This window comes from Candidatus Bathyarchaeota archaeon, assembly GCA_026014735.1.
GTDB lineage: Archaea > Thermoproteota > Bathyarchaeia > Bathyarchaeales > Bathycorpusculaceae > Bathycorpusculum.
Map to the genome: position 1 here is coordinate 848148 of JAOZHT010000001.1, position 22959 is coordinate 871106.

A 22959-nucleotide genomic window follows, 5' to 3' on the forward strand; every position below is an offset into this window, starting at 1 on the left:
TAGCTGACTTGCCCTTTTGATGGAGCGATGGCGAAGAAAGCTTGGTGTACATAACAGATTTCTACATGTTCCTCGCTTCGGTTCTACTGATTTCGCTAAGTGGCGTGCTTATGCCAGGTCCCCTCTTCGCCGCCACAATCCAGAAAGCCGCTAAAAGCAAAATCTCAGGCGCCCTCATCGCAGTCGGACACGGCATAATCGAGTTTCCCCTGATGTTTGCCATCTTCTTTCTGCTAAGCGAATTCCAGGTTCCCGTCACAGTGCAGGTGGCGGTGGGTTTAGTCGGCGGAGCCCTGATGGTTTTCATGGGGGCGCAGACTTATCGCAGCCGACACACAGTACAGGACGCTGCGGTGAGTCCTAAACGGGACTCGGTGCTCGCCGGCGCCTACACTACCGCAGCCAACGCGGGGTTTATCCTGTGGTGGCTAACCATCGGTACAACCCTGATTTTTAACGCTAAAATCTTCGGGCTGCTTGGCTTCTCCATTTTTGCAGGCGTGCACTGGTTTGTTGACTTCGCATGGTACACGGCAGCGGCGTTTCTGATTTTCAAGTCCCAGCGCTTCTGGAACGAGAGGGTCCGCATGGGAATAACCTTGTTCTGTGTGGCGGTGTTTGTGGGCTTTGGCTTGTTCTTCATGGCGTCGGCGCTCTGGACGCTGCTGGCATAGTTAAATAGCAAAAAAGCGTAGAAGTACCTATGGAATTTAACGTTGGAAACGCAACCCTACAGCTCATAGAGGGCGACATCACAGACGTAGAAGCAGACGCAATCGTTAACGCAGCTAACCAGACGCTTCTGGGCGGAGCCGGAGTAGACGGCGCCATCCACAGCCGAGGTGGACCCAAAATCCTTGAGGAATGCAAACGCATCCGCGACAAGGAGTGGCCCGACGGGTTGCCCACGGGAAACGCCGTCATCACCTCAGGCGGCAACCTCAAAGCCAAACATGTTATCCACACCGTCGGTCCAGTTTGGAGAGGCGGAGTCTACGATGAGGAGAAACTGCTTCGGAGGGCATACTGGAATTCGCTTAAGCTGGCTGCAGCAAACGGATTGAAATCTGTGGCGTTTCCTTCGGTTAGCACGGGCGCCTATGGGTACCCGACGCAGCAAGCCAGTGTCGTCGCGGTTTCAGCGATTAGGGATTACCTGCAAAAAGAAGACAAAATAGAGCGGGTTGTGATGGTGCTGTTTTCTAAGCGGGACTTTGACATCTACGCTAAAGCAGCAGAGGAAATCCTTGGCTAAGTGACTTCCTGCACTTCGGTAATCGACGCCACGGGGATATCGAGTTGCTCCTGCACAACCGCAAGCACCGCGTCTTCACTTGGGCCTTCGATGATGAATGCCGCTCGGTTCTCGCCGGTGCAGCAGTAGCAGGCTTTGGCTTCAACATCCTTGATTTTTCCTCTCGCAAGCATCTTGGCGGCGCCTTCCGCGCAGCTTTTGGGGTCTTTTCCAGAACGTAGGATGGCTGAATTTACTAAATATCTTGCCAAAAAATCCACTCCTACTATTCTAGTTGCGAGGCAAAGTTATAAAGCCTTACGGAGGCAAGTGTTGTTGAGGTTTGTAGCCACATACGAATATAACCCGAGAAACCAACGGGATAGATAAGGAGTCAATATGCAACAAGCAAACTATAAGTGTCCCTTCTGCGATGAGGCGCCGGCTTGGCGAACCCGCTACATGCTCTGGAAGCATATGCATCAGTGCCTGCAAAGGCTAAAGCAGGTTATGGAAGGTCCAGCGCCGATTGTGCCCGGTTACACAAAGGAGTTTGGCGCCGATGCCGGCAGCCCGGCGGTAGCTTCCCTCTAAAAAACCTGCTAAGAACAGCGATGGGTCTAACTAATCAAATGGAGAATAAATCAAGCCTAAATTACAGTTAAAGTCAACGTAGACTTAATGCTGCTAAGGCTGCGTATCCGCCGCAAAGCATCCTCACGCAAATCCTCCAGTGAGTCCCCGCTTATTTTAGCGACAAGGTCATAGGCTCCACGTGCAAGATACACCTCTTGGACCGCATCGATTTTCCTTAAATCCTCAAGTGCAGCGTGGGTTGAGCCAGATTCGGCGGTGATAAAAACAAAAGCGCTTCTCTGCAGCTTCAAAAGCGACGGCTGCGCATCCATTACAGAGGCGTCTATTTGGGCGCCTACGTTATCAAAAACAGATTCCATACATTATCTTCCTCAGGGTACTTTAATTTCCCAGAAACACCCTATTAAAGCCTAGTTGCTGTAGCGCTACAACAACAAACTGATATACAATTCGCTTCGGTAGCTTATTCTGCAGCTCAGATTGAGCTGGGGCTTGGCGAAAAACCGCTTTTAGCGACGTCAGAGGGCGCGACGATAGCTGGAGGCCATTCGAGTAATATTTTTCGCTGTGTCTGGGAGGAAGTGGAGGAATGGGGGCTTAACTTGCGCCGTCTATAAGCCAAGCCCAAACAAAAATTAGATATCAGAGGGCGTTTTGTAGTTAACCAGCGAGAAAACCTCGACTTTATCGCCAACGAATTTTCTGCCGCCTAAATACTCCAGCTCAATCAAAAAGCCTAAGCCCACGACTTTCCCGCCTAATTTCTCAACAAGGTCAATGTTGGCTTTGGCTGTTCCGCCTGTCGCCAGTAAATCATCGATGATTAGAACGTTTTGGCCTTTCTCTATGGCGTCCTGATGGATTTGTATGCAGTCGCTGCTATACTCGGTCTGGTAGGTAAAGTCCAGGCACTTGTAGGGCAATTTACCTTTTTTGCGGACTGGAACAAAAGCAACACCCAACTCGTAGGCTAAGGGGGCGCCAACGATGAATCCCCGGGCCTCGTTGGAGACGATGACGTCGATTTTTTTGCCCCGGTAATGGTCGGCGAGACGCTTTATTGTTTCTCTGAAGGCAGGGGGGTCTTTTAGGAGTGTGGTTATGTCCCAGAAGACTACGCCTTTAAACTCGGGGATTCTTCGGATTTTGCTTTTTAAATTGATTTTTTCACTCATAGCTCTCTCTCCTTACTATGCAAAGGCTCCCTCTAGAGCGCTGTGGCATTTGCAGCCGCAGACACTAGGGGTTTTGGCGATGGTTTCTGCGATGATGCGTTTAACGTTTTCAACGTTGCTTCGCATCGTCGTCACGATGTCCTCGACGCAGACCGCATGTTCTTTCCAGCAGTCATAGTCGGTGACTGTGGATATGTTGGTGTAGCAGATTTCAGCTTCCCTTGCCAGCACCACCTCGGGAACTAGGGTCATGCCGATTATGTCGGCGCCCCATTTCTGGTACATCCGTGACTCAGCTTTGGTGGAGAAGCGTGGACCCTCGATGCAGACGTAAGTGCCTGTTTCATGCATCTTGATGCCTAAGCCTTTGGCGACCCCAACCACGGTTCTGTGCAATTCAGGACACATGGGCTCGGCGACTGAGATGTGGCATACTTTACCTTCGGCAACGCTGTAGAAGGATTGCTCGCGCCTTGTGGTTCTGTCGATGAATTGGTCGCAGAACACGATTTCTCCAGGTGCATAATCCTCACGCAAAGAACCAACCGTGGAGGCAGCTAAAATTCGGCGTACACCTAGGCGTTTGAACGCCCAGATGTTGGCGCGAACGTTAAGGTCGGTGGGGCGTATGGTGTGCAGTTTGCCATGTCGGGGCAGAAACGCAACGGATCGGCCGCCGAGTTCGCCGACTGTGAAGGCATCCGAGGGTTTACCATAGGGCGTATCTATGGTTATTTCCTGTATGTTTTTGAGAAGGTTAGGGTCATATAGACCGGTTCCGCCGATTACTCCAAATTCAACTTGCATACCATCTAACAGCAAGCGTTTGGCTTATAAAAATAGCGAAAGCAGCCCTGTGGAAGAAGCACCGACCAATGTAATTTAGAAGCTGATAAGGAATCGTACCATAAACTCTATTTTACCAAGCTCTAGTCCGCGAAATTTCGGTCCGGAAAAAAGAGAAAATGGTTTTGTCTTTTATGTAAGGACAGGGAGGTAGTTGTGGAGCAGCAGACGCCCGCTTATGTCACTATAAATAGAGGGGGGCTAGGTCTCTGGATGCAACAGCAACTGCCCCTTAGAAGCTCAATATGCCAAAGAAAGCAATATCCAAAGTAGAGAAACGCCAAAAACGCTTTAGCATTCAAAAAAAGAAAAGAGAGGGAGTTTAAACGGGGGTAGGCTGTGATGGCGGAGGCGGATAAACTGGGGGCGGGGGAGTCTGCTCAGTAGGTTTTAGCTGCAAGAAAGCGATCATCAAAAGCACAACCGCTATCCACATCAAGATTACTCCGATGCCAATAATGGTTAAGAATGCGCCGATTAGCAGTAGTAAGCCAGCGGTTCCGAACATGCCTACCTGTGATTTTACTGAAACCTGTTTTAGAGAGCGCCGCATGAAGAAGCTTGCGATTATGGAGAATATCCACATTACAACTAGAACAGCTATGATTATGGCTACGATGCTCCCGATTATTGGAAGCATATCAGCGGGTTCGATGGTTGTGTTAGGAGTCATGTTTGATAGGTTTGGAAGCGATGACCATTCTCCATCCCAACCGGGATAGAGGAGTTGAATGAAGTCTTTGATGTTAGAGATGTTTGCGAGCAGAGCAGCAAAGAAAACCGCTGCAGTAACTATAGCGCCGACAATAGCAACGATGAAGGCTAAGAGCGCATTTTTAAAGATGCCCGCATCAGCATAGATTTTGCCTAAGCCATACAGAGCGATAAGCACCATGATTACGCCGACAAAGCCAACGATGCCTCCACCGACGGGGTGAAGAAACCCGGAAACCAGAGAACCAACGAGAATTAGCAGAGCGCCGATAAAGCCTAAGTATTTACTTGAATCTAAAGTCATAAGTTTTTCCTCAAAGCTTTCTCAGGAGACTAAACATAAAAGCTTTTGCATCCAAGCCGAACAGGCAAGCAACAACATACATGCCAAACAGAAAAAGTGCTGTTTTACTGGGCTTTAGAGATGCCGTCTAGCTGCCCCTGCAGGATGCTATAGTAGGTCTGCAGGTAAAGGCTGCCATCCGCAGTTATCACATACACTTTACGGGCACGCCCATCCTTTTGCTGTTTGCTGCTACAAACAAACCCTTTCTCCTCAAGGCTGTTTAGCGTCGGATAAAGTGCGCCATGACGCAGTCTAATGTTAAATTCACCTTCAACCTGCTTTTTTATTTTGTAGCCCCAAGTTGGCTGCGCGCTGATTATGCGTAGAAGCTGGATGTCTAGGAGGTTTCTGATGATGTGTTGAACAATTTCTTTGCGGTATGCTTCAGCCATTGTTTTTCCCTGCGGGGGGTCTGTTGGTAGTGTTTGATGATTGGATTTATTTAGGTTATGCATGGTTTTGGGTTGTATCGTATGTTATGTTATGTCTTGATATGTTGTTGATATGCAGGGAGATTTATATCGGGCTCTGGAATACATATGATTCAAGATATGTCCGATTAAAGACATATTGTACACAAGTGCAACAGCAACACTGTTGAACAAAAAAACACAAGGAGAAAAAGAAAATGTTCAAAGCATCCGAACAAAAAGAGGTTTCAACCAAACTAATGAAAGGTCTACTCGACACCGTCATCCTCCAATTCCTCAACACCGAACCAATGCACGGCTACCAAGTCATCACAAAAATCCGCAAAAACTTCGGCGTATACTTCGGGCCATCAACAATCTATCCGCTACTCGGCACCCTAGAAAAGAAGGGCTACGTCGCAGGCACCTGGAACATGGACTCTGAGCGCCCACGAAAAATCTACAGCCTCACCAACGAAGGACAAAGCATACTAAACTTCACCGAAGAATCCCTCAACATGATCTGCAGAAGAATAGCCGTAGTCAACCCAGAAGCTGAGGCCACCATCGGCATCATCGCCCCGAAAAGCCGAAGCCGCTGCGCCATAACGCTCTCCTAAAAAGGGTTAAGTAAATTTAGGCTTGATGAATACCCGAACTCTCAGCGCATTATGGGCAATATTTGCTGCTTTAAAATTCAGGTTAGTTTTAGGTTTCGGGATATCTCTTTTAAATATCCAGTTGTGTTGCTCTACGGAGGGTGATTGCCTTCAACGCCTCAAGCAAAACAGAAAATGCAGAGTTCACGGCGCAGATTTTAGAGTTCTGTCGACATGTAGCGGGGCAATCAAAAATCGCAGCGATCGCGCAGTTGGATCACCTCTCCACTAAACCCATAGAGCGCAGCACACATGAAGTCGTGGTGGTTATCCGTGATTTTCAGCCTAGACTTCTAAGCTTCCTTAAACCTGTCAAGAACAAAACCGTCTTTGTTTTTGCGGTGGACCAGTGGGTTTTTGAGCGGGACATCGATAGGGGCCTTTTAGGCGAAGCCTTAGCCAGTAAACTTATTTTTCCCCATACAGCCCTCGAAGGCCAAGCCTACCTGTACGAACGGGAGGTAGAGCTTAAGCAGCGGCTGATTCTGGAGATGCTTGAGAATTTAATCATCAACTTCCCCGAGCTTGCCCACCATATCCAGATTCAACCCCAATACTTCATGTACGAGGTGCTTCTGAATCGTCTCCGAGTTTTTCCGCTGCTTGCCTATAACCTCGGAGACTTAACCAACTACCTAAAACACAACGAAACCCAAGCGCTTGACTGCTACACGCAGGCTTTAATCCAGCTTGAAGCCCAAGGCAAAGTCAACCTTCACAATGGATATGTCTGCATCACCAAAAACTTCATTTCAAAATGTCAGGACCCGAAACTGCGGCTAATCAACTTTTCAAAGAATGCCCCCAGAAGAATCTTCACCTCGTTTTTAGGGGTACTGCCACAGATGATGGGGATCATTTCGCAGAACACTGAAGAGTTCCTGCGTACCCAGAAAATTAATTGGGCGCGGCCCTTCGAGGAAGCAGCGGATTTTGTTGACCCCCAGAAATACGTGTTCTTCCCGACTGCTCAAGGAATGGTTTCGCTTTCAGAAAAAATCGACATCAAAGGCTACACACAAAGGATGTTCCTTAAAAACGAAAGCGTCGACCTTGAGGTTAAGCATATCGGCAGCATGCTAAACGACGTTTACCTCATAAATGCGGGGGAACGCAAGGTTTTGGCTAAGCGGTTTAAGGATTGGTCAGGGTTTAAGTGGTTTCCGTTGACACTTTGGTCTGTTGGAGCGCGTTCGTTTGCGGTTTCGGGGCAGGCGCGGCTGGCAAAGGAATGCGCCATCAGCGAGTACCTGCTCAGCGAGGGCTTTAACGTCCCTAAGATACTGCATGTGAGTAACGCTGAACGCATCGTGTTTATGGAGTTTATAGAGGGAACAGACCTTAGCAGCTTCATCAAGGCTTACTCCACCTCATTAGACATCACCGTAGCGGCTAACATGCTGGATATGGTGAGAAGAGTAGGCGAAACCCTAGCGAAGGTTCATGTTCATGGCGTCACGTTAGGCGACACCAAACCCGACAATGTCCTCCTCAAACCCAGCGGCGAGGTTTTCCTCATCGATTTTGAGCAGGCATCGCAGGGCGGCGATAAAACATGGGATATAGCGGTGTTTCTCTACTACTGCGGGCACTATTTGCAGCCCTTTGACAGCACCGAAAAAGCCGAAAAAATAACCCAAGCCTTCATCGGGGGGTACCTTGCAGGCGGCGGAGAAGCTGAGGATATCCGCAAAGTGGGGTTAACCAAGTACAGGCGGGTGTTTAGCATCTTCACCATGCCATCGATTATGATTGCAATATCGAAAGCCTGCAAAAAAACCTCTGACCGATGAAGTTATCTATTAAACCACGAATATGTTATTGTGGCTTTTATGAGTGAACTCTACTTCTACAGAGGCCTCTACAAAGTTAAGGTCCTGACTAAAAGCGAGGGGTACTGGATTGTGGAGGCACAGGAGCCTTTTGAGGATTATTTGAATGACAAAAGAGTCGCGGTGGAGGTGGGTGAACAGCGGATTGTGCCGCCCAGTGAATTGCACCGCAAAAAGGTGCTTTCTCCGCCGATCCCCGAGCATGTGTATGAGCGGCAGCTGGAAAAGAAAGTGAAACGGCTCGTGGAGGAATATGACCAGAATCAGAAAAGCCCCGGAAAGTAGCTGTTGGCGTATTGGAGTAGCCACATAGGTTAAAGTGATTATTTCCGACTTCTGTTTTGGTGATGTTGTGTTAGGAGAAAAACTCTTTGAAGGCAAGGGCAAAAGCGGAGCAAGCTTCATCAAATCCGTAAATATGGAGGGCGTAAAACAAATTTACTCCTGGAGCGCTCAAGTTAAAGGGGCTGGGCGAGCAGCGGGTGCAGATTGCTTTATTGCAATAACAGCAAAGGGGCATACTCCACCGAAAGGGTTGGGTGCCGCGAAGGATCAGGGCATTTTTAGACTTGCAAGCGGCGAGATGGGTGTCATCAAAGGTTTTGATGTTTCAAAGATGGTTGAGGGCAAAGGCGTAAGCGTGGGCTTGTGGACGTTTATGACGATGACGGAGAATCTTGGCTGGCTAAACGAGTTGATGGCGATAGTAACCTTTGAAGCACTTGATCCGATGTGGCAGGAATTTAACATCACAATTTATGAGTGGACATAGGCTCACTCCATCAGCCCATATTAAATGCAGCATAACATAGGATGCGCGGCAAAAAGACAGACAGTCCACAGTTATGAAAAATACCGATTCCGCCTGCTCGTTTGCATGTGGAGGAGGCGAAATACAAAAAATGGGTTGATGGGGCTCCAGACTATGCAGGCTTAGCTGGAGAAAATCTCGTCTGTTGCCACCAAAGGTTTCTTGCAGTCCGAGCAGACCTGATCAGCTATGTTGATGCTTGCGCCGCAGTGGGGACATTTATTCTGTTTCTTTGCAAGATGTAAGCCCTGTTTTTCCTTGACTATTTTCCCATCTTTAAGTAGAAGCATGCGTTCAGTGTTGCTTGCCGCTTGAGTATCATGAGTTACCATGATGATGGTGGTTCCCTGCGTCAAGTTAAGGTTCGCCAGCAGCTTGATGATTTCCTGCTTGTTTTGGCTGTCGAGGTTACCGGTGGGTTCATCCGCCAAAATGATGGCGGGGTCATTAGCCAACGCTCTTGCAATGGCGACACGTTGCTGTTCTCCTTGACTGAGACGTTGGGGACGATGGTTTTCTCTGCCTGAGAGCCCGACTAGATTAAGCAGTTCACTTGCACGTTTCTTGCGTTCTGCGCGGGATTTTATTTTGCCCTCCATGGGTAACTCGACGTTTTCCCTTGCATTCAAGTAGGGCAGCAGATTGAAGGATTGGAAGATAAAGCCCATTTTGTCCCGCCTCAGCTTGTAGAGCTTGTTCTCAGGGGTTTTACCTACATCCACACCGTCAAGGATCACTGTGCCGCCAGTGGGTTTATCGATGCAACCGATGACGTTGAGCAGGGTGGTTTTGCCGCTGCCTGATGGTCCCATGATGGCTATGAATTCGCCTTGGTTAACTTGCAGGCTAAGGTTGGATAGGGCTTTAACTGGGCGTTTGCCCAGCATGTAGGTTTTTTCTAGGTTTTCAATCTGTAGTACGGGTTTACTCATATTTCATCGCCTCTGCGGGTCGTATTTTTGCTGCTCTCCACGCCGGATACAGTGTGCCTACCACGCCAAGTGCAACCGCGGCACCCAGCGCCTCCAAAACTAGCTCAGTGCTTAGTGAGACCGCGCTTGCAGCGGCGTTTCCCATCTGCATAAAGCCCATGGTGTTTCCAACGGTGGGCAGCAGCAGAGAGGAAAGGGTGGGCGCTGCGAAGCTTGCTATGGCAATGCCGACGACGCCGGCGATGGTGCTCAGCAGGATTCCCTCGATTAGGAACTGCCCCATCACGGCTTTGTTGCTAAAGCCGATGGCTTTGAGTGTTCCAATTTCCTTGGTGCGTTCCCTAACGGTATACAGCATCACAAACAGCACAATTAGGCTGGTTGCGGCGACGACCACGATGATTTCTTGGGTTGCCGTTGCCTGAGTGGAGGCTATGGATGCTTCCGCGCTTGATAGTGCTTCACTATATCTGGATTGTTGCTCTTGTAGCTGAGTTAGTAGATCCTGTTGCGTTGTGACCGTTAACTCCGAATGCAGCGATGAGATTTTTGAAGCTACAGCGTCCACTACATCTGCGTTTGTTGTGAAGACTCTCATACTTGTTATGTAGTCGGTGTTGTTGGTTATTCTCTGTGCGTCAGAAAGGCTCATGTAGAGGGTTTGGATGTCCTCAGTTGATGCTGGCGAATAGATGCCGACTACCGTGAAGGTTTCGTTAACTATTTCAACGCTATCTCCTACGCCTACGTCAAAGAATTTAGAGTTGTTCTGGCTTAGCAGGACAACATTGGTTTCTCCAGCCAGAAGGGTTCTGCCTGAAGTGATGTTTGACGGCAATATGTCATAGGAAAGCAAATCTGAATCTAACGGGATTCCTTCAATCGTATAATCCGTTATCAGCGTTGTGAAACTTCGCCCCATAAAAGTGATTGTCTGGTTGGTGCTGCCTTGAGAGGCCGTCAGGATATGTTCGACAGCCGCTACATCAGTTATGTAATCGATATCCTCATATAAAGTTGCATTCATGGGTGTAGATGACCCACGAGCCCCGCCGAATTGTCCACCAGTCATGCCGCCGCCGAAACCGCCGAAATTCTGAGGTATATTGGATGTGTCACCTGAAGAACTAGAGTCAGAGTTACTTGAGCCACCCGGGAAGCCGCCTCCTGATTGCTGATTAGGTATTGACGTACTGTCGGGTCTAAAGCCAAAGCCCGCGAAATTCTGCGACATACTGACATCGATTTGGCTCAATGTGGAGTTAATAGATTCGCTTGTTTGGGTGATAGTGTTTCCCAAGTTATTTGCCATTAAGCTGGTTGATTCTTGATTAGCCATCAGTCCAGCTGGAATGGAAACCATGATGGATAAAGAAACGCTTAATGCGACGATAACGAGAAGTGAACGGACTTTACGTCTTGAAAGATTCCTTATTGCTCGACTCAGTATTCCCTAGAGTTCCATGTAATTTTTAGCGCAACCAAGAAGGGACTTGAAGGGGTATTTGGGCAGTTTCTGGGCTTATGGCCAAGATTTGTTGGTTTCAAATCCCTTCTTGGCTGTCGTGCGTCTTTTAGCTTGAAGGCTTATTAAACAATTTTTCAGAATATTACCCAAATCGTACCCCAATTGCTCATTACAAAAACATTTAGCATAATAGAGAAACAGTTCGCTTAATTGTAGGCATATTGTGACAGGGGTTAGCGTGTTGCCTCTGGATTCTATTGAATACTAAAAAGCGCACATTTATTACTTAAACAAGACAAACACAGAGCAAGTAACCTTATACGCGGAGAGGTGGGAAGATGTCTACAAATGCACGTTCACTGAAATACCTGCTTGGCTGGCTAATAGCAGGTACCCGTGGAGGACCTACCCGCGCAAAAATAATCGAAGCCCTCAAGGAGACACCTCAAAACGCCAATCAGCTAGCGACGCAGCTCCAGATGGATTACAAAACTATGCGACATCACCTTGAAGTCCTCGAGAAAAACAGAATCATAACCTCCGTGGGTGACAGGTACGGCGCCACCTACTTTCTCTCTCAAGCCCTTGAAGACAACTATTGCGTGTTTGAGGAGATTGTGAAGAAAATCGGGAAAAAGTAGAAAAGGGAGAAAACAAGAATGGAATCTCAAATGAATGGAAGTAGACTGAAAATCGCTTTAATTTTCACTATCTTGATAGCGGTTGCTTTAATCACGATTTTCTGGGTCAGCACTGTCTTAAACCAGATGCCATTCGATATACGCCGCGAGCCACCGCAGGGAGGATTTGTCGCAGGCGATTTTGAATTCTTTTATCTTGCCCTCGCCGTCATCTCAACCATAAACATAGCATTGCTGGTCATAGTGCTATTCACATACATCAACATCTACCATAAAACCCGCTCACCCTTCACGGTTGGCCTTATAATTTTCGCTTTAGCGTTTCTGCTAAAAGACATCGCGTCTAGCCCATTCGTCGCGGGGCTCTTCAGTTTCAGGGCATATGGACTTGGACCCTTCGCGTTTCTCCCCGGAGTCTTCGAGTTCACAGCGCTTTCGGTCCTGCTGTATCTAAGCGTCAAATATTAGCCCTCATCAGGTGTTGACAAGTAAATAAGGGGGCGAATTCACATTACTGTGGAGACTATCTTTTATGCAGAACCCTGACCCCCAAAGGAAACCTAACCGCTTAATCAACCAGAAAAGCCCCTACCTCCAGCAGCACGCCTACAACCCAGTAGACTGGTACCCCTGGGGCGAGGAGGCATTCAAAAAGGCGGAAGAGGAGGATAAACCAGTTTTTGTCTCTATCGGCTACTCCACCTGCCACTGGTGCCACGTCATGGAGAAGGAATCCTTCGAAAACGAGCGGGTTGCGGCGGCGATGAACCGCTACTTTGTCTGCATAAAGGTGGATCGGGAGGAACGCCCTGACCTAGACGCGGCTTACATGGCTGTGTGTCAATCTATGGGTCGCAGCTGCGGCTGGCCACTCAACGTCGTAATGACGCCTAAGAAAAACCCGTTCTACGTCGCCAGTTACATTCCAGCGGATAGCCGATTTGGCAATGTTGGAATGTTGGATTTGGCGCCTCAGCTGGCACAGATTTACCGTAGCCGCCGCAGCGAAATGGAGCAGATAGGCGTTGAACTCAAGGAGCAAATTATGCCTCGGCGTCCAGCGCCCAAAGAGAGTGAACTAGGAAAAGATGAATTAGATGAGGCGTTTGATCAGCTATTCCTAGTTTTTGACCATGAAAACGCAGGGTTTGGAAACGCACCCAAATTCCCCTCGCCCCACAACCTGCTGTTTCTGATGCGCTACTACAAACGCACGGGACAAAAAGAGGCATGGAGTATGGTGGAGCGGACGCTGAGGGCGATGCGCAGAGGCGGCATCTTTGACCAGGTCGGCTTGGGTTTCCATAGGTACTCAACCGATGCTCGGTGGCTGGTGCCGCATTTCGAGAAGATGCTCTATGACCAGGCGATGCTGGCATTGGCTTACCTGGAGGGATACCAGCTTTCGGGTCAGCTAAAGTTCAAGGTCACAGCCAAAGAAACCCTCGATTATGTCCTGAGGGATCTTGCCGCATCTGAAGGCGGCTTTTACTCTGCTGAGGACGCGGATAGCGAAGGGGAAGAGGGCAAATTTTATCTTTGGACAGCCGACGAACTCAAGCAGGCGTTGCCGGAGGATCATGTGGATTTCGCCTTCAAACTCTTCGGTGTACGCTTGCAGGGTAACTATATGGAGCCCAACATGACTAAAAGCGGCAGAAACATCCTGCACTTGGAATTGACCCCTGACCAGGTTGCTTCTGAATTCAACATGACAGTGGATCAAGTCATAGCAAAGCTCGCAAAAACGGTTAGTTTGCTCTATCAGGCAAGGCAAAAACGGGTTCACCCCGGTAAAGACACAAAAATATTGGTGGATTGGAACGGCTTAACCATTGCTGCATTGGCACGGGCAAGCCGCGTATTGGGCGAAAAAAGATATTTGGAGGCGGCAGAGCAAGCAGCTGATTTCATCTTAGACAACATGTTGACTGCTGAGATGCAACTGTTTCACCGCTACGCCGAGAAAGAGCGGGCAGTTGGGGGCTTTCTTGATGATTACGCCTTCCTAATTTGGGGCCTAGTCCAGCTCTATCAGGCAGATTTCGATGAGAAGTACCTGCAAACGGCAATGTCGCTTGCTAGAGTTATGATAGCGCAGTTCGGGGATAAAGAAAACGGCGGATTCTACTTCTCAGGCAGCGCTGCAGAGACGGCGGTGCCCCAAATCAAACAGAACAGCGATGGCGCGTACCCCTCGGGCAACTCGGTGGCGCTTTGGGATTTGCTTTTGCTGGCGCGTTTAAGCGGCGAGGTCACCTTTGAACGGACTGCTCAGAAGCTGCTGGATGCCTCCGCAGGCGACATTAAGGGCTACCCGATGGGTCGCACCTTTATGCTGGCGGGTCTGGATTATGCGATGGGTCCCAGCTACAGCGTCGTTTTGGCAGGCGAGAAGCAAGCATCCGACACAGAACAGTTCCTTGAGGCGATAGCGAAAAAATATGTCCCCAACCTAACAGTAAAACTCTGGACCGCCAAAGACGCCAAAACAGCGTCGCCAAGGATTTCCTATGAGCGAATCGGCGGCAAAGCCACCGCTTATGTTTGCCAGAACCAAACATGCATGCCGCCCACCGCAGATGTCGCCAAGATGCTTGAGTACTTAGAGGCGGCTAAGTCAAGTGGATGATGGATACTTAAGGGATAAATAGCAAGTTCCCTTCTTCTGCTTCCATGAACAATTCGGCGACTCCAAAAGGGAAAGTCAGCATTGAAGTAATGACTGAGCAGGAAGTAGCGTTGGCCCTCGACTGGGCACGGATGGAGGGCTGGAACCCCGGAGTCCACGACGCAGCATGCTTCTACCAGGCGGATCCAACCGGATTCTACGCGGCTAAACTGGACGGCGAAATCGTAGGCACCATATCACTTGTCAAATACTCCCCTGACTTCTGCTTTGAAGGACTCTACATTGTGAAACCTGAGTTCCGGGGCAGAGGCATCGGCCGGCAAATACAGAAGTTTGCTTTGGATGCTTGCCGAACAAGCAATTTGGGGTTGGATGGGGTAGTATCGATGCAGCATCGATATGAACAGTATGGGTTCAAGTTTGCCTACGGCAACACACGCTATGCCGGCACCGCCCAAGCTGACGTCACAGACAGATGCTTGCCCATAAAAAGGCAGGATGTGGATTCAATCTACGCGTACGACCGGGGCGTCTTTGGTTTGGATCGTTCAGGCTTTCTAGGTTGCTGGCTTATGCAAAGCGACGCTGCCAGCATGATGGTTAAGGATGCACCGGGCGGAATATGCGGTTACGGCGTAATCCGCAAATGCACGCAGGGACACAAAATCGGCCCGCTCTTCGCCGACGACGCTGCGACTGCAGATGCATTGTTTGATGGTTTAGCCGCAACCGTAAAGGGTGAAACCATCTTTTTGGATACTCCTCAAATTAACGATGCTGCGGTAGCGCTTGCAGAAAAGAAGAAAATGACCGCAGTTTTCAGTACAGTCAGGATGTATAGCAAAAATCAGCCTGATGTTCCGCTCAATAAGGTGTTTGGGGTCACTACTTTTGAGTTAGGTTAGTTACCCAAAATGGGTCAAAATCTAGTTTTTTGGTAGCGAATATTATTTTTTCGTAAATTATAAATCCAAGTAGCAGGGCTAAGCTAGCATTTCGGGCGAAATGAACATGGATGGCGCAAAAGAAAAAGCAAAGAAATTACCTTGCGGGTACGGCCCCAAGGACATCGAAACCCGCGTTGTAAAAAACTTCCTTGACATCTTGATCCTAATCGAGCTTAAAAAGCAAACTAACCTCAGCGGCTATGACGTCACAGCGTTTGTCAACGGAAAATTCGGCGGCATCCTAAGCCCAGGCACCGTCTACGCAACCATCTATTCTATAGAGCGCAAGGGACTAATTGTGGGAGAGATTAATGGCAGAAAAACAGTTTACAGATTAACTGAAACAGGCGTAGAGGTAATCGAGGCTATGATGACGACTTTTAATAAGCAGATGACGGATTTCGTCCGCAAGTTTTTTATGATTTAAATAAAACGGGGGCCTCGGTTAATCGAGGCTGTCTTTTAACTGTTTAAGCGGTGTCTTTTGCCTTGGCGATTGTCTTTGCAATGTCTAATATGATTGTTAAGTGGTTTCCCTGTTTTCCCACGCCGATTATTGATTCGTCCAGTGTTGAGGCAACGGAGTTTTTTTCGATGTCTGGTTCCCTGATCGTTGAAACCTCAGTGACTGAGTCAACTACCACTCCGACTGCATTGTTGCCTAAGTCGATGATGATTATCTTTTCACCCGCGTTTGCTCCTAAAGATAGGCCTAGTCGTTTACGCAGATCCATCACTGTAATTATCTGTCCACGCAGATTGGTGACGCCCTCCACAAAAGCGGGGGCTCCCGGAACGGGCGTAACCGTCTGCATGTCTCGAACTTCCCGTACTTGCTCGACGGGCACACCATAGTTGACTTCGCCGATGGTAAAGTTAACGATCTGGATGTCGCCTGTATGCATTACAGTCTGCATGGTATTCGCCTGGCTAGTTCACGTTGTATTTGGATTTGAGTTCGCTGAGCAGGTTAGTGCGGAAGGCAATGAGTTTTTGCAGGTCCACGTTTGTTTTTTCTGCTGCTCCGACTGAGGCTAACGCTTGCTCGCGCACTTTTTCGGTTGCAGAAGAAACCTTTGCTATCTGCGAAGCGATTTCTTTTGCTGATTTCTCCACACTTGAAGCATCGTTACTTACGCCGACTGCAAGCTTCTCCATTTCCTCTGCGCTGCTAACCACGTTTTTGGAGATGTTCTCTAGGTTTTCTGCGGTTTCCGAGACTTCTTTAACGATTCCGGCCATCTGCTGTGCTGCGGCAGTTTGTTCCTCCACGGCGGATGATGCTTCCTCCGATGCTGAACTGCTTTCCTCGGCGATGCTGGCGACTTCATCGATGGTTTTTGTCACTGAAGTAATTGCATCAAGGCCTCTTTCTACACCGTTAGTTAGATTGCTGACTTTAACGGTCATTTCACCCATAACTTTGGCAATACCTTCGGATTCCTTAATGGCGCTCAAAACTATGCTTGCGCCTTGCTCTGCGCCTACTTGAGACTGCTTTGAGATGTCTGTGGTTTGGCTGCCTGCTTCTTTGATGGTTTTGACCAGCGTTATGGCTGAACCAGCGGCTTCTTTAGATTGACCCGCTAAACCCTTAACTGCGTCGGCGACCACCGCAAATCCGCGTCCTGCTTCGCCTGCGCGTGCGGCTTCAATGGCGGCGTTCAACGCCAGCATGTTGGTTTGGCTTGCAATGTCCGAAACCGAATTTGTCATCTGCCCAACCTGATCCACGGAATTTACCATGGAAGTGACGGCTTCAGAGACACGGGTGATATCGGTTTTAATGTTCTCGATAGCCAAAAGACCCCTCTGGCTCTTCTCATTAGCTTCCCTTGACCTTCTCAGTGCCTCGTCGGTTACGGTGCTTGCCTCTTTTGCGATTATCCCTGCTTCATCCATGACTTTTTTGAGGGACTCAGTGTTTCTTGCTGCGCCCTGGGTGAGGTCTGCGAGTTTTTGCGCTCCGGCAGAGACCTGCTGGGAGGCGGTGCTGACCTGCTGCATGCCGATTGCCATCTGGTTAGAGACGCTTGCGGCTTGTTTTCCCATCTCCAGTACACGCCCACTGGCTTTGGTTGCGTTGTTTGCGTTTAAGAATACCTTTTCTGACACATCGCTGACGTTTTTAGCGGCTGATGCGACGCGGTCAATGACTTCAGTGGCGTCAGCTGCAAGTTTCGAAACTAAAGTGGCTGCTTCTTGAACGCTTCCTGAGAGTTCTGCCATCTGGCGGTTTGTTTTAATGGTTTCTTCGTTGCTTGCTACTATGTCTTGGGCTCCTTGAATGGCGTCTTCGAGGATTTTCGCTTGAGACTTTAAGAGTTCAGTATTAACTGTTTTCTGTTTAATTATCTCCTTTGTTAGGGTGTCGATCTTTTTTTCGTACTCTACGATTTTTTTCTGCTCAGTTTCACTTGCCATTTCTATTACTCCATGGTAGAGTACAATTATGGTTTGTGAATTAGTAACCTAACCTGCGTATCCAATCCAACAGACACTCAGTTAAAAGGCGCTATTGTATCAAAACAAAGATTTAGGCGCCGAGAATGGGATTCGAACCCATGCGGAACGGATGTTCCACGGGCTCTCAAGGCCCGCGCGTTAACCACTCTGCCATCTCGGCACCACGAATCAACAGTTTAATCCATCGCTTCTTAAATCTTTACCGAATGATATTTTGGGCAAAGTACTTAACCCGCCGCCATAAACGTAGTAGCCATGCCAAAACAATTAGCCGTGCATATACCAAGCAACATACTCGACACGATCTATGCAGGCGCCAAGGAACTTTACCCGCGGGAAAGCTTCCTTTTGCTGCGGGGCAAAAAACGCAAAGACATCATCAGCGTAACCGACCTGGTTTTGGCGCCCTTTGCCATCCACGGCGAAGGCGAAGTGCACTTTAACTACTTCATGTTCGCAGGCGACTTATCGCTGGTGGGCACCGTGCATTCGCATCCCTCAGGCAACATTTCACCCAGCCACGTTGACCTCAACTACTTCTTTGGGCGGGTGCTCCTCATTGTGGGGCCTCCCTTCCAGGGGATAGGCTGCATAGCGGCTTACGACTCTAACGGCGACCGTGTACCCATAGAAATCACTGCACCCGTCGAGGATAACTGCGAAGAATTCTATGAAGGCATCCTTTGACCGCTTAAAACTGCGCGCTGATACGCCGCAAGGTAATCCACGGCGAATTGTCAGGGTTTCCTTCTTTGCCGGAATGTGTGATTCCTGCTCGCCCGTTATTCTCTACTAGATGATCTTCAGCTATTTCCTCGATTACGCATCGTTTTTGTACCTGAACGCTTACCTACATGCCATATAGTTTTAAATAGCTGTGCTAAAAAAAGAGTTCGTAATTTTAAATTCAAATCAGATAATCAATCTTAAATACAACTTATAAGCCGTAGTAGATGAATAATCAATGCACAAAGTAATCATGGTGAGATATAGATGAATCTTTTCGTGACTGAAGGTAAAATCAAAAATGCCTTGGAAGTTAGTGGTCCACGGTTTTGCAGTCAACAATTTGGGACAAGCGCTCGAAAGCACTTATGCAGCCTGTCGGTCTCAAAGCAAGAATCGCTTGCCGTGAGAAAATCAGCCATCGAGGCGCTAATTCTTGTGGGAATTGATAAAACCATAAGTTATAAACTGCTCGAAGGTTTGCCCAACGACCTTAAAGACACCTTTTACACCCTTGCCTTTTCAGCCACAGCCAACAATGAAACAAAGGAATCCATTATCTACGCGGCAGCCAGTAACACTTCATCCAACATACGCGAAGAAGTTAGCGGTCGCATTCATATAAGCCCTGACCCAGATTTGCCTGTTCTGCTGGAAAAAGAATTGACTGTTTCAATGAAAAAAGAATCAAAGCCAGAAGATCATAATATCACCGATGGATTACGAGCTAACTACGTCGATATGTTGGCTTCAAAGCTGGGAAGCTCCGCCTCGCAAACCTTCAGCTCAATACTAAAAGACGCCGATCCTAGCTCTCAAGTTGGATTAGTTGATCGGTTAGTTGATCACTTGACTGAATGGAGTATTTCAGGACCTGAATATGAAGACCTTTTAATCAAGAAATTTCAAGAATTAAAAATAAACCAATCGTTTGGAGGTTTTGAACGTTCTCTGTTTAGTAACTCTTTTGAGAAAATGTGGGGCTGGAAACCAGACCCCCTCAAGCAGATAATCGAGGCTCTTTCTCAAGTAGGCCAAAAAAAGGCGCTGGCCGCGATGATTAGAGTTCTCATAGAAAAGAAGGAAGACAAGTTCTTCAATAACGTGCACTCACAATATGGCAAAGATACTTCGGATAACCTTGCACTTTTAACGGCGGTGGACAGCACTCAACTAGGTAGCGCAGTAATGGGTCTATTCCAAAGACTGAAAGACGAAGGTCAGTTGCCTCCCTTGGGAAACGTCGCAGAAAAGGACATATTCAGGGTGCTTCTCGAAAAACTAGAAGAAAAGTGATGATTGCCTACCGGCTATGCCCACATGAACCACATAAACATGAAGTTGGTCTATAGCTACGGCGGCGATAAAGTGCCTGTGGAAATATCTGAAGAAGACCTCGTCTTGTACGCTAAAATATATTCAAGTGCAAACTGATCCGCGCCCCTCTCCGTGCCCCGATGAACCATGTCCACGGCTTTGCTGCGTAGGTGATGGTAGAACTCGTGCAATATAACAAAGGGGTTAAGCAGTACTTCGCTGTTGAGAACTGAGATGGTTTGGGTTTGGGCTGTGTAGCATCCGTAGGCTTTATGCTTGTGTCTTTTAGGTAACCCGACCCTAAGCGCTGGAACCTTAACCTTGTATTGTTCTGCGAGAATCACAAGGGCCTCTTCGGGGTTGCCAGCTAAAATCAAAGCAACTACCCGCGCCTTAAAATCCTGCTCCATCCACCGCTGCTCCTATTGCCCGTAGGTGCCCCGCCGAATTTTCTCTGCCAACAAATGAATAAACTCTATCGGCCAAACGTCATCGCAGACGTCGTCGGTGAGGATTTTGCGTTGATGATACAGGGGAATCAGGTCATTTTTAAGCAGTAAAATAAGCAGGAACTCGTGTCCATAGGTGCGTTTAAAGAGAGCGTATTTGCGGGCCTGCCGCTTAGTCATTTCGAAATGGGGTTCAAGAATAATTTTTCTGCCCGCCACCCTCTTCTCCAGGATAAAATCGGGCGTGTAAACCTCGTTTGGCAACGGGAAACTGATGGTTTCATAGCCATAGGGGATATGCAGTTTGAGAAGCGTCAAAGCCGTTTTCTTCTCCCAGCCGCTCTTGTAGCGACTCATCTTCTGATAGTAAGCCTGTGATTGACCCGTGATTTTCTGCATGCGCTCCAAAAAATCCAGCGCCGTCTTTAGGGTGTAGCGGTTAAGGGTTTTTTGTTTAAGCCATCGCCCCAAAAGAAAGAAGGGGTAATCTACTTTGGCTGGGTCCTGTGGGAAAAGCCGCTTGGCATACTGAGTTATCCGTTGGCGTGCGTCAGCGGAGGTTTTTTCGTCGCGCCAAAGCGAAGGGGAAGCATACGAGATTACGCCGAGGCTGGCGGCTACGTTGGCGTTTTCTTTGGTAAGTGGCACATAGAGGTCTTCGGGGAGCATGTGGTCGTAGATTTGTAGGTCAGGCTCGGCGCGAACCATCCAGCGCATGTAAATCCATGCTCGGTCTATGTGGGGGCCAGAGAAGGCAGGTACGTTTTGGGCTAAGTCATCGATGAAGGCTGCGGGTTTACTGAATTTCTGGGCGTACATAAGGAGGTTACGTTCAGCGTTGGTCTTGACGAAGAGGTTAACTGAAGCTAAATTCTCCGATGCAGCCTTCTTGTTGGGACCCAAATCCGAGTAGAAGTCAGCCTTAACGATTTCCTCCTCGAAGAGATGCCCCTTCTTTATTTCAAAAAGGGAACTGCCAAAGGCTGTGTGAAGGTAAGTAAGTAGCATGCGGGCATTTTCGGGGTAACCCACTATCGTATCGTCGAGTATGGAGGCGGCGAGTAAGAAGTAGTGTGCGGCGATGCGGCGTTCCTCATATTTTTCTGAGTAGGGGTTGAAGAGCAGCCGGGGGCTCATGCGCCGGTCCCATTGGACGTCGGCGACATCAGAGTTTTTGTTTATGAAGTCTATGAGCAGCGCTGTGATTTCATCCGTGGCCATTACCCGTTACCTAGATGAATATTATGTAGGACGACGCTTAAAACTTGTGTTATTTTAGAGCAAAACAAGGTCAAGCTGTACAGTTGTCTTTGAAGCATGCTATCTGCAATAATACATAGCAGCATCAAGGATTAAGCCGTTGGTATGGAGAACCGTACTGAAGATGGCGTAACCTGATTCATCGACGCCTTCGCCGTATCCGTCTGAGTAACTGTAGAGGGCATGCTCAATATGCACAGACATGGCTTTCGAATAATTCGTGTTGTACAATGCGAGGAAGCCAAACGCAACTTTCGTGAATATCATGGTTGTGTCGCTTTGGTTTCCTGAGCTATTAAGCACGGTCCATGTTCGGTTATCTGGGAGAACCACCCATTCATACAGCCAAGTGGTGGTGGAGGCGCCTTCGCCGAAAGCCCGGTAGTTCCCTGTTGCTTGATAGTAGGCTTCGTGAGCCAGATACACCTGATGCGTTAAATCCATCAGTTTGGCGGTGTTGTTTGTTTCGAACACTATGCTGAGTAACACGTCGCTTGTAAGTGTCGCATTCGGCAACATAACGCCGCTTACATTCATGGTTCCTGAACTGTATATGTTATCTAAAATATTTTGGGGGTTTATGGGCCAAAAACATGCAAACCCGTATACTGTATAGTAGGTGTAGATGTTGGTGGAGGTCAAGCTTTCAGCTAAAAGACCCGGAACAAGCTTAGAGTAATTTGACCTGTCGCCGTTAAGGTTGTAGACGAGATTGTTGATGCGGGTTGCGAATCCGGAGTCATATGTTCTTAGGTTGTGAAGGGCAACAAGGAGTCTGCCCGTATCGGCGGTGTCCACGACAAACCCCTCTACATCCGAGTTGTTACGATAGATACCTCCGTCCTCAGCCTGATAAAACCAGTACGGGTAACCTGCACTGTTGAGTTCGCGGTTTTCCAGGAAATACAGCACTCTCTCGATGCGGTCATCAAATCCCCAAGCGCCAACATCGCTGATCAAACCCAGCTTGGAGGCATCGATTACCGCTTGGATATAGACGCCCATATCCCAATCGGTGAAGTAAGGGTAAGAACTGCCTGAACATGGAAGCCCCGTGGTGGCGTTGACGCCTAAGCCGGGTCTAAAATAGTTCCATGCGTTTGCTGCAACAGCGCGCCAGACGTTGCTGTTCATGGTTTGAGCTGACTCTATGGGGCCTAGCTTTCGGGGGATAGGTGTGGGATCTGGCGATTTGCTGGAGTCTTTGTTTTTATCGTTTGCCGTGGGCGCCTCAGTGGGGTTGACTGTTGGGGCGGGTGTGGGGGTGCTGGTTCCTTGGGGAGGATTCGTCGCTTGGGGTTCACCGCTGGGTGGCATGGCGGGGTTTCCCCAGTTTAAAAAAGCGAAGACCGGAACCACAATCACCGCTATCAGGATGACTGCCACTGCTATGGTTGTTTTTTGGTTGAAGCCCACTTCGAATCAAAGCACTTAGCTGATTATTTTAATTTAAAGCTATTGCATACATGCCGAATTTTCCCTATAGCTGGAAAATAG

At 48.5% G+C, this 22959-nt stretch carries 26 protein-coding genes, 1 tRNA gene and 1 pseudogene; 14 read left to right on the forward strand and 14 right to left on the reverse strand.

Annotated features, from left to right (window positions below):
• Positions 1–44: 44 nt before the first annotated feature.
• Both NWE93_04390 and NWE93_04395 read left to right on the forward strand, forming a co-directional pair.
• Positions 45–674 (forward strand): LysE family translocator, encoded by a 630-nt coding sequence (locus NWE93_04390; GenBank protein MCW3999456.1) that lies wholly within the window; start codon positions 45–47, stop codon positions 672–674.
• Between the two features lie 29 nt (positions 675–703).
• Positions 704–1255 (forward strand): O-acetyl-ADP-ribose deacetylase, encoded by a 552-nt coding sequence (locus NWE93_04395; protein MCW3999457.1) that lies wholly within the window; start codon positions 704–706, stop codon positions 1253–1255.
• Here the strand turns inward: NWE93_04395 and NWE93_04400 are convergent.
• Positions 1252–1506, reverse strand: a complete 255-nt coding sequence (locus NWE93_04400; protein MCW3999458.1) for a hypothetical protein — start codon at positions 1504–1506, stop codon at positions 1252–1254. The genes NWE93_04395 and NWE93_04400 overlap by 4 nt on opposite strands.
• 127 nt (positions 1507–1633) lie before the next feature.
• On the opposite strand from NWE93_04400, the gene NWE93_04405 reads away from it, so the two are divergent.
• Positions 1634–1828, forward strand: a complete 195-nt coding sequence (locus NWE93_04405; GenBank protein MCW3999459.1) for a hypothetical protein — start codon at positions 1634–1636, stop codon at positions 1826–1828.
• Positions 1829–1884: 56 nt separating this feature from the next.
• On the opposite strand, the gene NWE93_04410 is transcribed toward NWE93_04405, so the two are convergent.
• The 5 genes from NWE93_04410 to NWE93_04430 all read right to left on the reverse strand — a co-directional run bounded on the left by NWE93_04410 (position 1885) and on the right by NWE93_04430 (position 5304).
• The gene (locus NWE93_04410; GenBank protein ID MCW3999460.1) at positions 1885–2190 is read right to left on the reverse strand and encodes an Lrp/AsnC ligand binding domain-containing protein; all 306 of its coding nucleotides are present in this window, start codon (positions 2188–2190) and stop codon (positions 1885–1887) included.
• A 276-nt stretch (positions 2191–2466) separates the two neighbouring features.
• Positions 2467–3006, reverse strand: a complete 540-nt coding sequence (apt, locus tag NWE93_04415) for an adenine phosphoribosyltransferase (GenBank protein ID MCW3999461.1) — start codon at positions 3004–3006, stop codon at positions 2467–2469.
• A gap of 15 nt (positions 3007–3021) precedes the next feature.
• Positions 3022–3813 carry an S-methyl-5'-thioadenosine phosphorylase gene (gene mtnP / locus NWE93_04420; GenBank protein MCW3999462.1) on the reverse strand — a complete coding sequence of 264 codons (792 nt, stop codon included), beginning with the start codon at positions 3811–3813 and terminating at the stop codon, positions 3022–3024.
• Between the two features lie 361 nt (positions 3814–4174).
• Positions 4175–4870, reverse strand: coding sequence for a DUF996 domain-containing protein (locus tag NWE93_04425; protein ID MCW3999463.1), 696 nt, complete (start codon positions 4868–4870; stop codon positions 4175–4177).
• Between the two features lie 104 nt (positions 4871–4974).
• On the reverse strand, positions 4975–5304 hold the full coding sequence (locus NWE93_04430; GenBank protein ID MCW3999464.1) for a PadR family transcriptional regulator: 330 nt from the start codon (positions 5302–5304) through the stop codon (positions 4975–4977).
• A 236-nt stretch (positions 5305–5540) separates the two neighbouring features.
• Here NWE93_04430 and NWE93_04435 point away from each other — a divergent pair, with 236 nt between their 5' ends.
• The 4 genes from NWE93_04435 (at position 5541) to NWE93_04450 (ending at position 8585) form a co-directional block, all read left to right on the forward strand.
• Positions 5541–5942 carry a PadR family transcriptional regulator gene (locus tag NWE93_04435; GenBank protein ID MCW3999465.1) on the forward strand — a complete coding sequence of 134 codons (402 nt, stop codon included), beginning with the start codon at positions 5541–5543 and terminating at the stop codon, positions 5940–5942.
• A 140-nt stretch (positions 5943–6082) separates the two neighbouring features.
• Positions 6083–7774, forward strand: a complete 1692-nt coding sequence (locus NWE93_04440) for a hypothetical protein (protein MCW3999466.1) — start codon at positions 6083–6085, stop codon at positions 7772–7774.
• Between the two features lie 39 nt (positions 7775–7813).
• Positions 7814–8098, forward strand: a complete 285-nt coding sequence (locus NWE93_04445) for a hypothetical protein (protein ID MCW3999467.1) — start codon at positions 7814–7816, stop codon at positions 8096–8098.
• A 67-nt stretch (positions 8099–8165) separates the two neighbouring features.
• Positions 8166–8585, forward strand: coding sequence for a hypothetical protein (locus tag NWE93_04450; protein ID MCW3999468.1), 420 nt, complete (start codon positions 8166–8168; stop codon positions 8583–8585).
• 299 nt (positions 8586–8884) lie between these two features.
• Here NWE93_04450 and NWE93_04455 read toward each other — a convergent pair.
• Positions 8885–9556, reverse strand: a pseudogene (locus NWE93_04455) (ABC transporter ATP-binding protein).
• A complete protein-coding gene (locus NWE93_04460) occupies positions 9549–10895 on the reverse strand; it encodes an FtsX-like permease family protein (protein MCW3999469.1) in 1347 nt (448 codons plus the stop codon). The pseudogene NWE93_04455 and the gene NWE93_04460 overlap by 8 nt, the downstream one beginning before the upstream one ends.
• A gap of 467 nt (positions 10896–11362) precedes the next feature.
• Here NWE93_04460 and NWE93_04465 point away from each other — a divergent pair, with 467 nt between their 5' ends.
• The 5 genes from NWE93_04465 to NWE93_04485 all read left to right on the forward strand — a co-directional run bounded on the left by NWE93_04465 (position 11363) and on the right by NWE93_04485 (position 15671).
• Complete coding sequence (locus NWE93_04465) at positions 11363–11665, forward strand: winged helix-turn-helix domain-containing protein (GenBank protein MCW3999470.1); 303 nt, start codon at positions 11363–11365, stop codon at positions 11663–11665.
• Positions 11666–11695: 30 nt separating this feature from the next.
• Positions 11696–12133: a hypothetical protein gene (locus NWE93_04470; GenBank protein ID MCW3999471.1), complete on the forward strand. Its 438-nt coding sequence runs from the start codon at positions 11696–11698 to the stop codon at positions 12131–12133.
• 64 nt (positions 12134–12197) lie between these two features.
• Positions 12198–14297: a thioredoxin domain-containing protein gene (locus NWE93_04475; protein MCW3999472.1), complete on the forward strand. Its 2100-nt coding sequence runs from the start codon at positions 12198–12200 to the stop codon at positions 14295–14297.
• 89 nt (positions 14298–14386) lie between these two features.
• Positions 14387–15202 carry a GNAT family N-acetyltransferase gene (locus NWE93_04480; GenBank protein ID MCW3999473.1) on the forward strand — a complete coding sequence of 272 codons (816 nt, stop codon included), beginning with the start codon at positions 14387–14389 and terminating at the stop codon, positions 15200–15202.
• A gap of 106 nt (positions 15203–15308) precedes the next feature.
• Positions 15309–15671 (forward strand): PadR family transcriptional regulator, encoded by a 363-nt coding sequence (locus NWE93_04485; protein MCW3999474.1) that lies wholly within the window; start codon positions 15309–15311, stop codon positions 15669–15671.
• A 43-nt stretch (positions 15672–15714) separates the two neighbouring features.
• On the opposite strand, the gene NWE93_04490 is transcribed toward NWE93_04485, so the two are convergent.
• From NWE93_04490 to NWE93_04500, 3 genes are all read right to left on the reverse strand, one after another.
• On the reverse strand, positions 15715–16161 hold the full coding sequence (locus tag NWE93_04490; GenBank protein MCW3999475.1) for a chemotaxis protein CheW: 447 nt from the start codon (positions 16159–16161) through the stop codon (positions 15715–15717).
• A 13-nt stretch (positions 16162–16174) separates the two neighbouring features.
• Complete coding sequence (locus tag NWE93_04495) at positions 16175–17668, reverse strand: methyl-accepting chemotaxis protein (GenBank protein ID MCW3999476.1); 1494 nt, start codon at positions 17666–17668, stop codon at positions 16175–16177.
• 117 nt (positions 17669–17785) lie between these two features.
• Positions 17786–17870, reverse strand: a tRNA-Ser gene (locus NWE93_04500).
• A 95-nt stretch (positions 17871–17965) separates the two neighbouring features.
• Here NWE93_04500 and NWE93_04505 point away from each other — a divergent pair.
• Both NWE93_04505 and NWE93_04510 read left to right on the forward strand, forming a co-directional pair.
• On the forward strand, positions 17966–18397 hold the full coding sequence (locus NWE93_04505; GenBank protein MCW3999477.1) for a Mov34/MPN/PAD-1 family protein: 432 nt from the start codon (positions 17966–17968) through the stop codon (positions 18395–18397).
• A gap of 318 nt (positions 18398–18715) precedes the next feature.
• Entirely contained in the window at positions 18716–19732 is a 1017-nt protein-coding gene (locus tag NWE93_04510) for a hypothetical protein (GenBank protein MCW3999478.1), read from the forward strand.
• A gap of 56 nt (positions 19733–19788) precedes the next feature.
• Here the strand turns inward: NWE93_04510 and NWE93_04515 are convergent, their stop codons facing one another.
• From NWE93_04515 to NWE93_04525, 3 genes are all read right to left on the reverse strand, one after another.
• On the reverse strand, positions 19789–20163 hold the full coding sequence (locus tag NWE93_04515; protein ID MCW3999479.1) for a hypothetical protein: 375 nt from the start codon (positions 20161–20163) through the stop codon (positions 19789–19791).
• Positions 20164–20175: 12 nt separating this feature from the next.
• A complete protein-coding gene (locus tag NWE93_04520) occupies positions 20176–21423 on the reverse strand; it encodes a DUF2400 family protein (GenBank protein ID MCW3999480.1) in 1248 nt (415 codons plus the stop codon).
• 99 nt (positions 21424–21522) lie between these two features.
• Positions 21523–22878 carry a DUF3131 domain-containing protein gene (locus NWE93_04525; protein MCW3999481.1) on the reverse strand — a complete coding sequence of 452 codons (1356 nt, stop codon included), beginning with the start codon at positions 22876–22878 and terminating at the stop codon, positions 21523–21525.
• Positions 22879–22959: the final 81 nt, after the last annotated feature.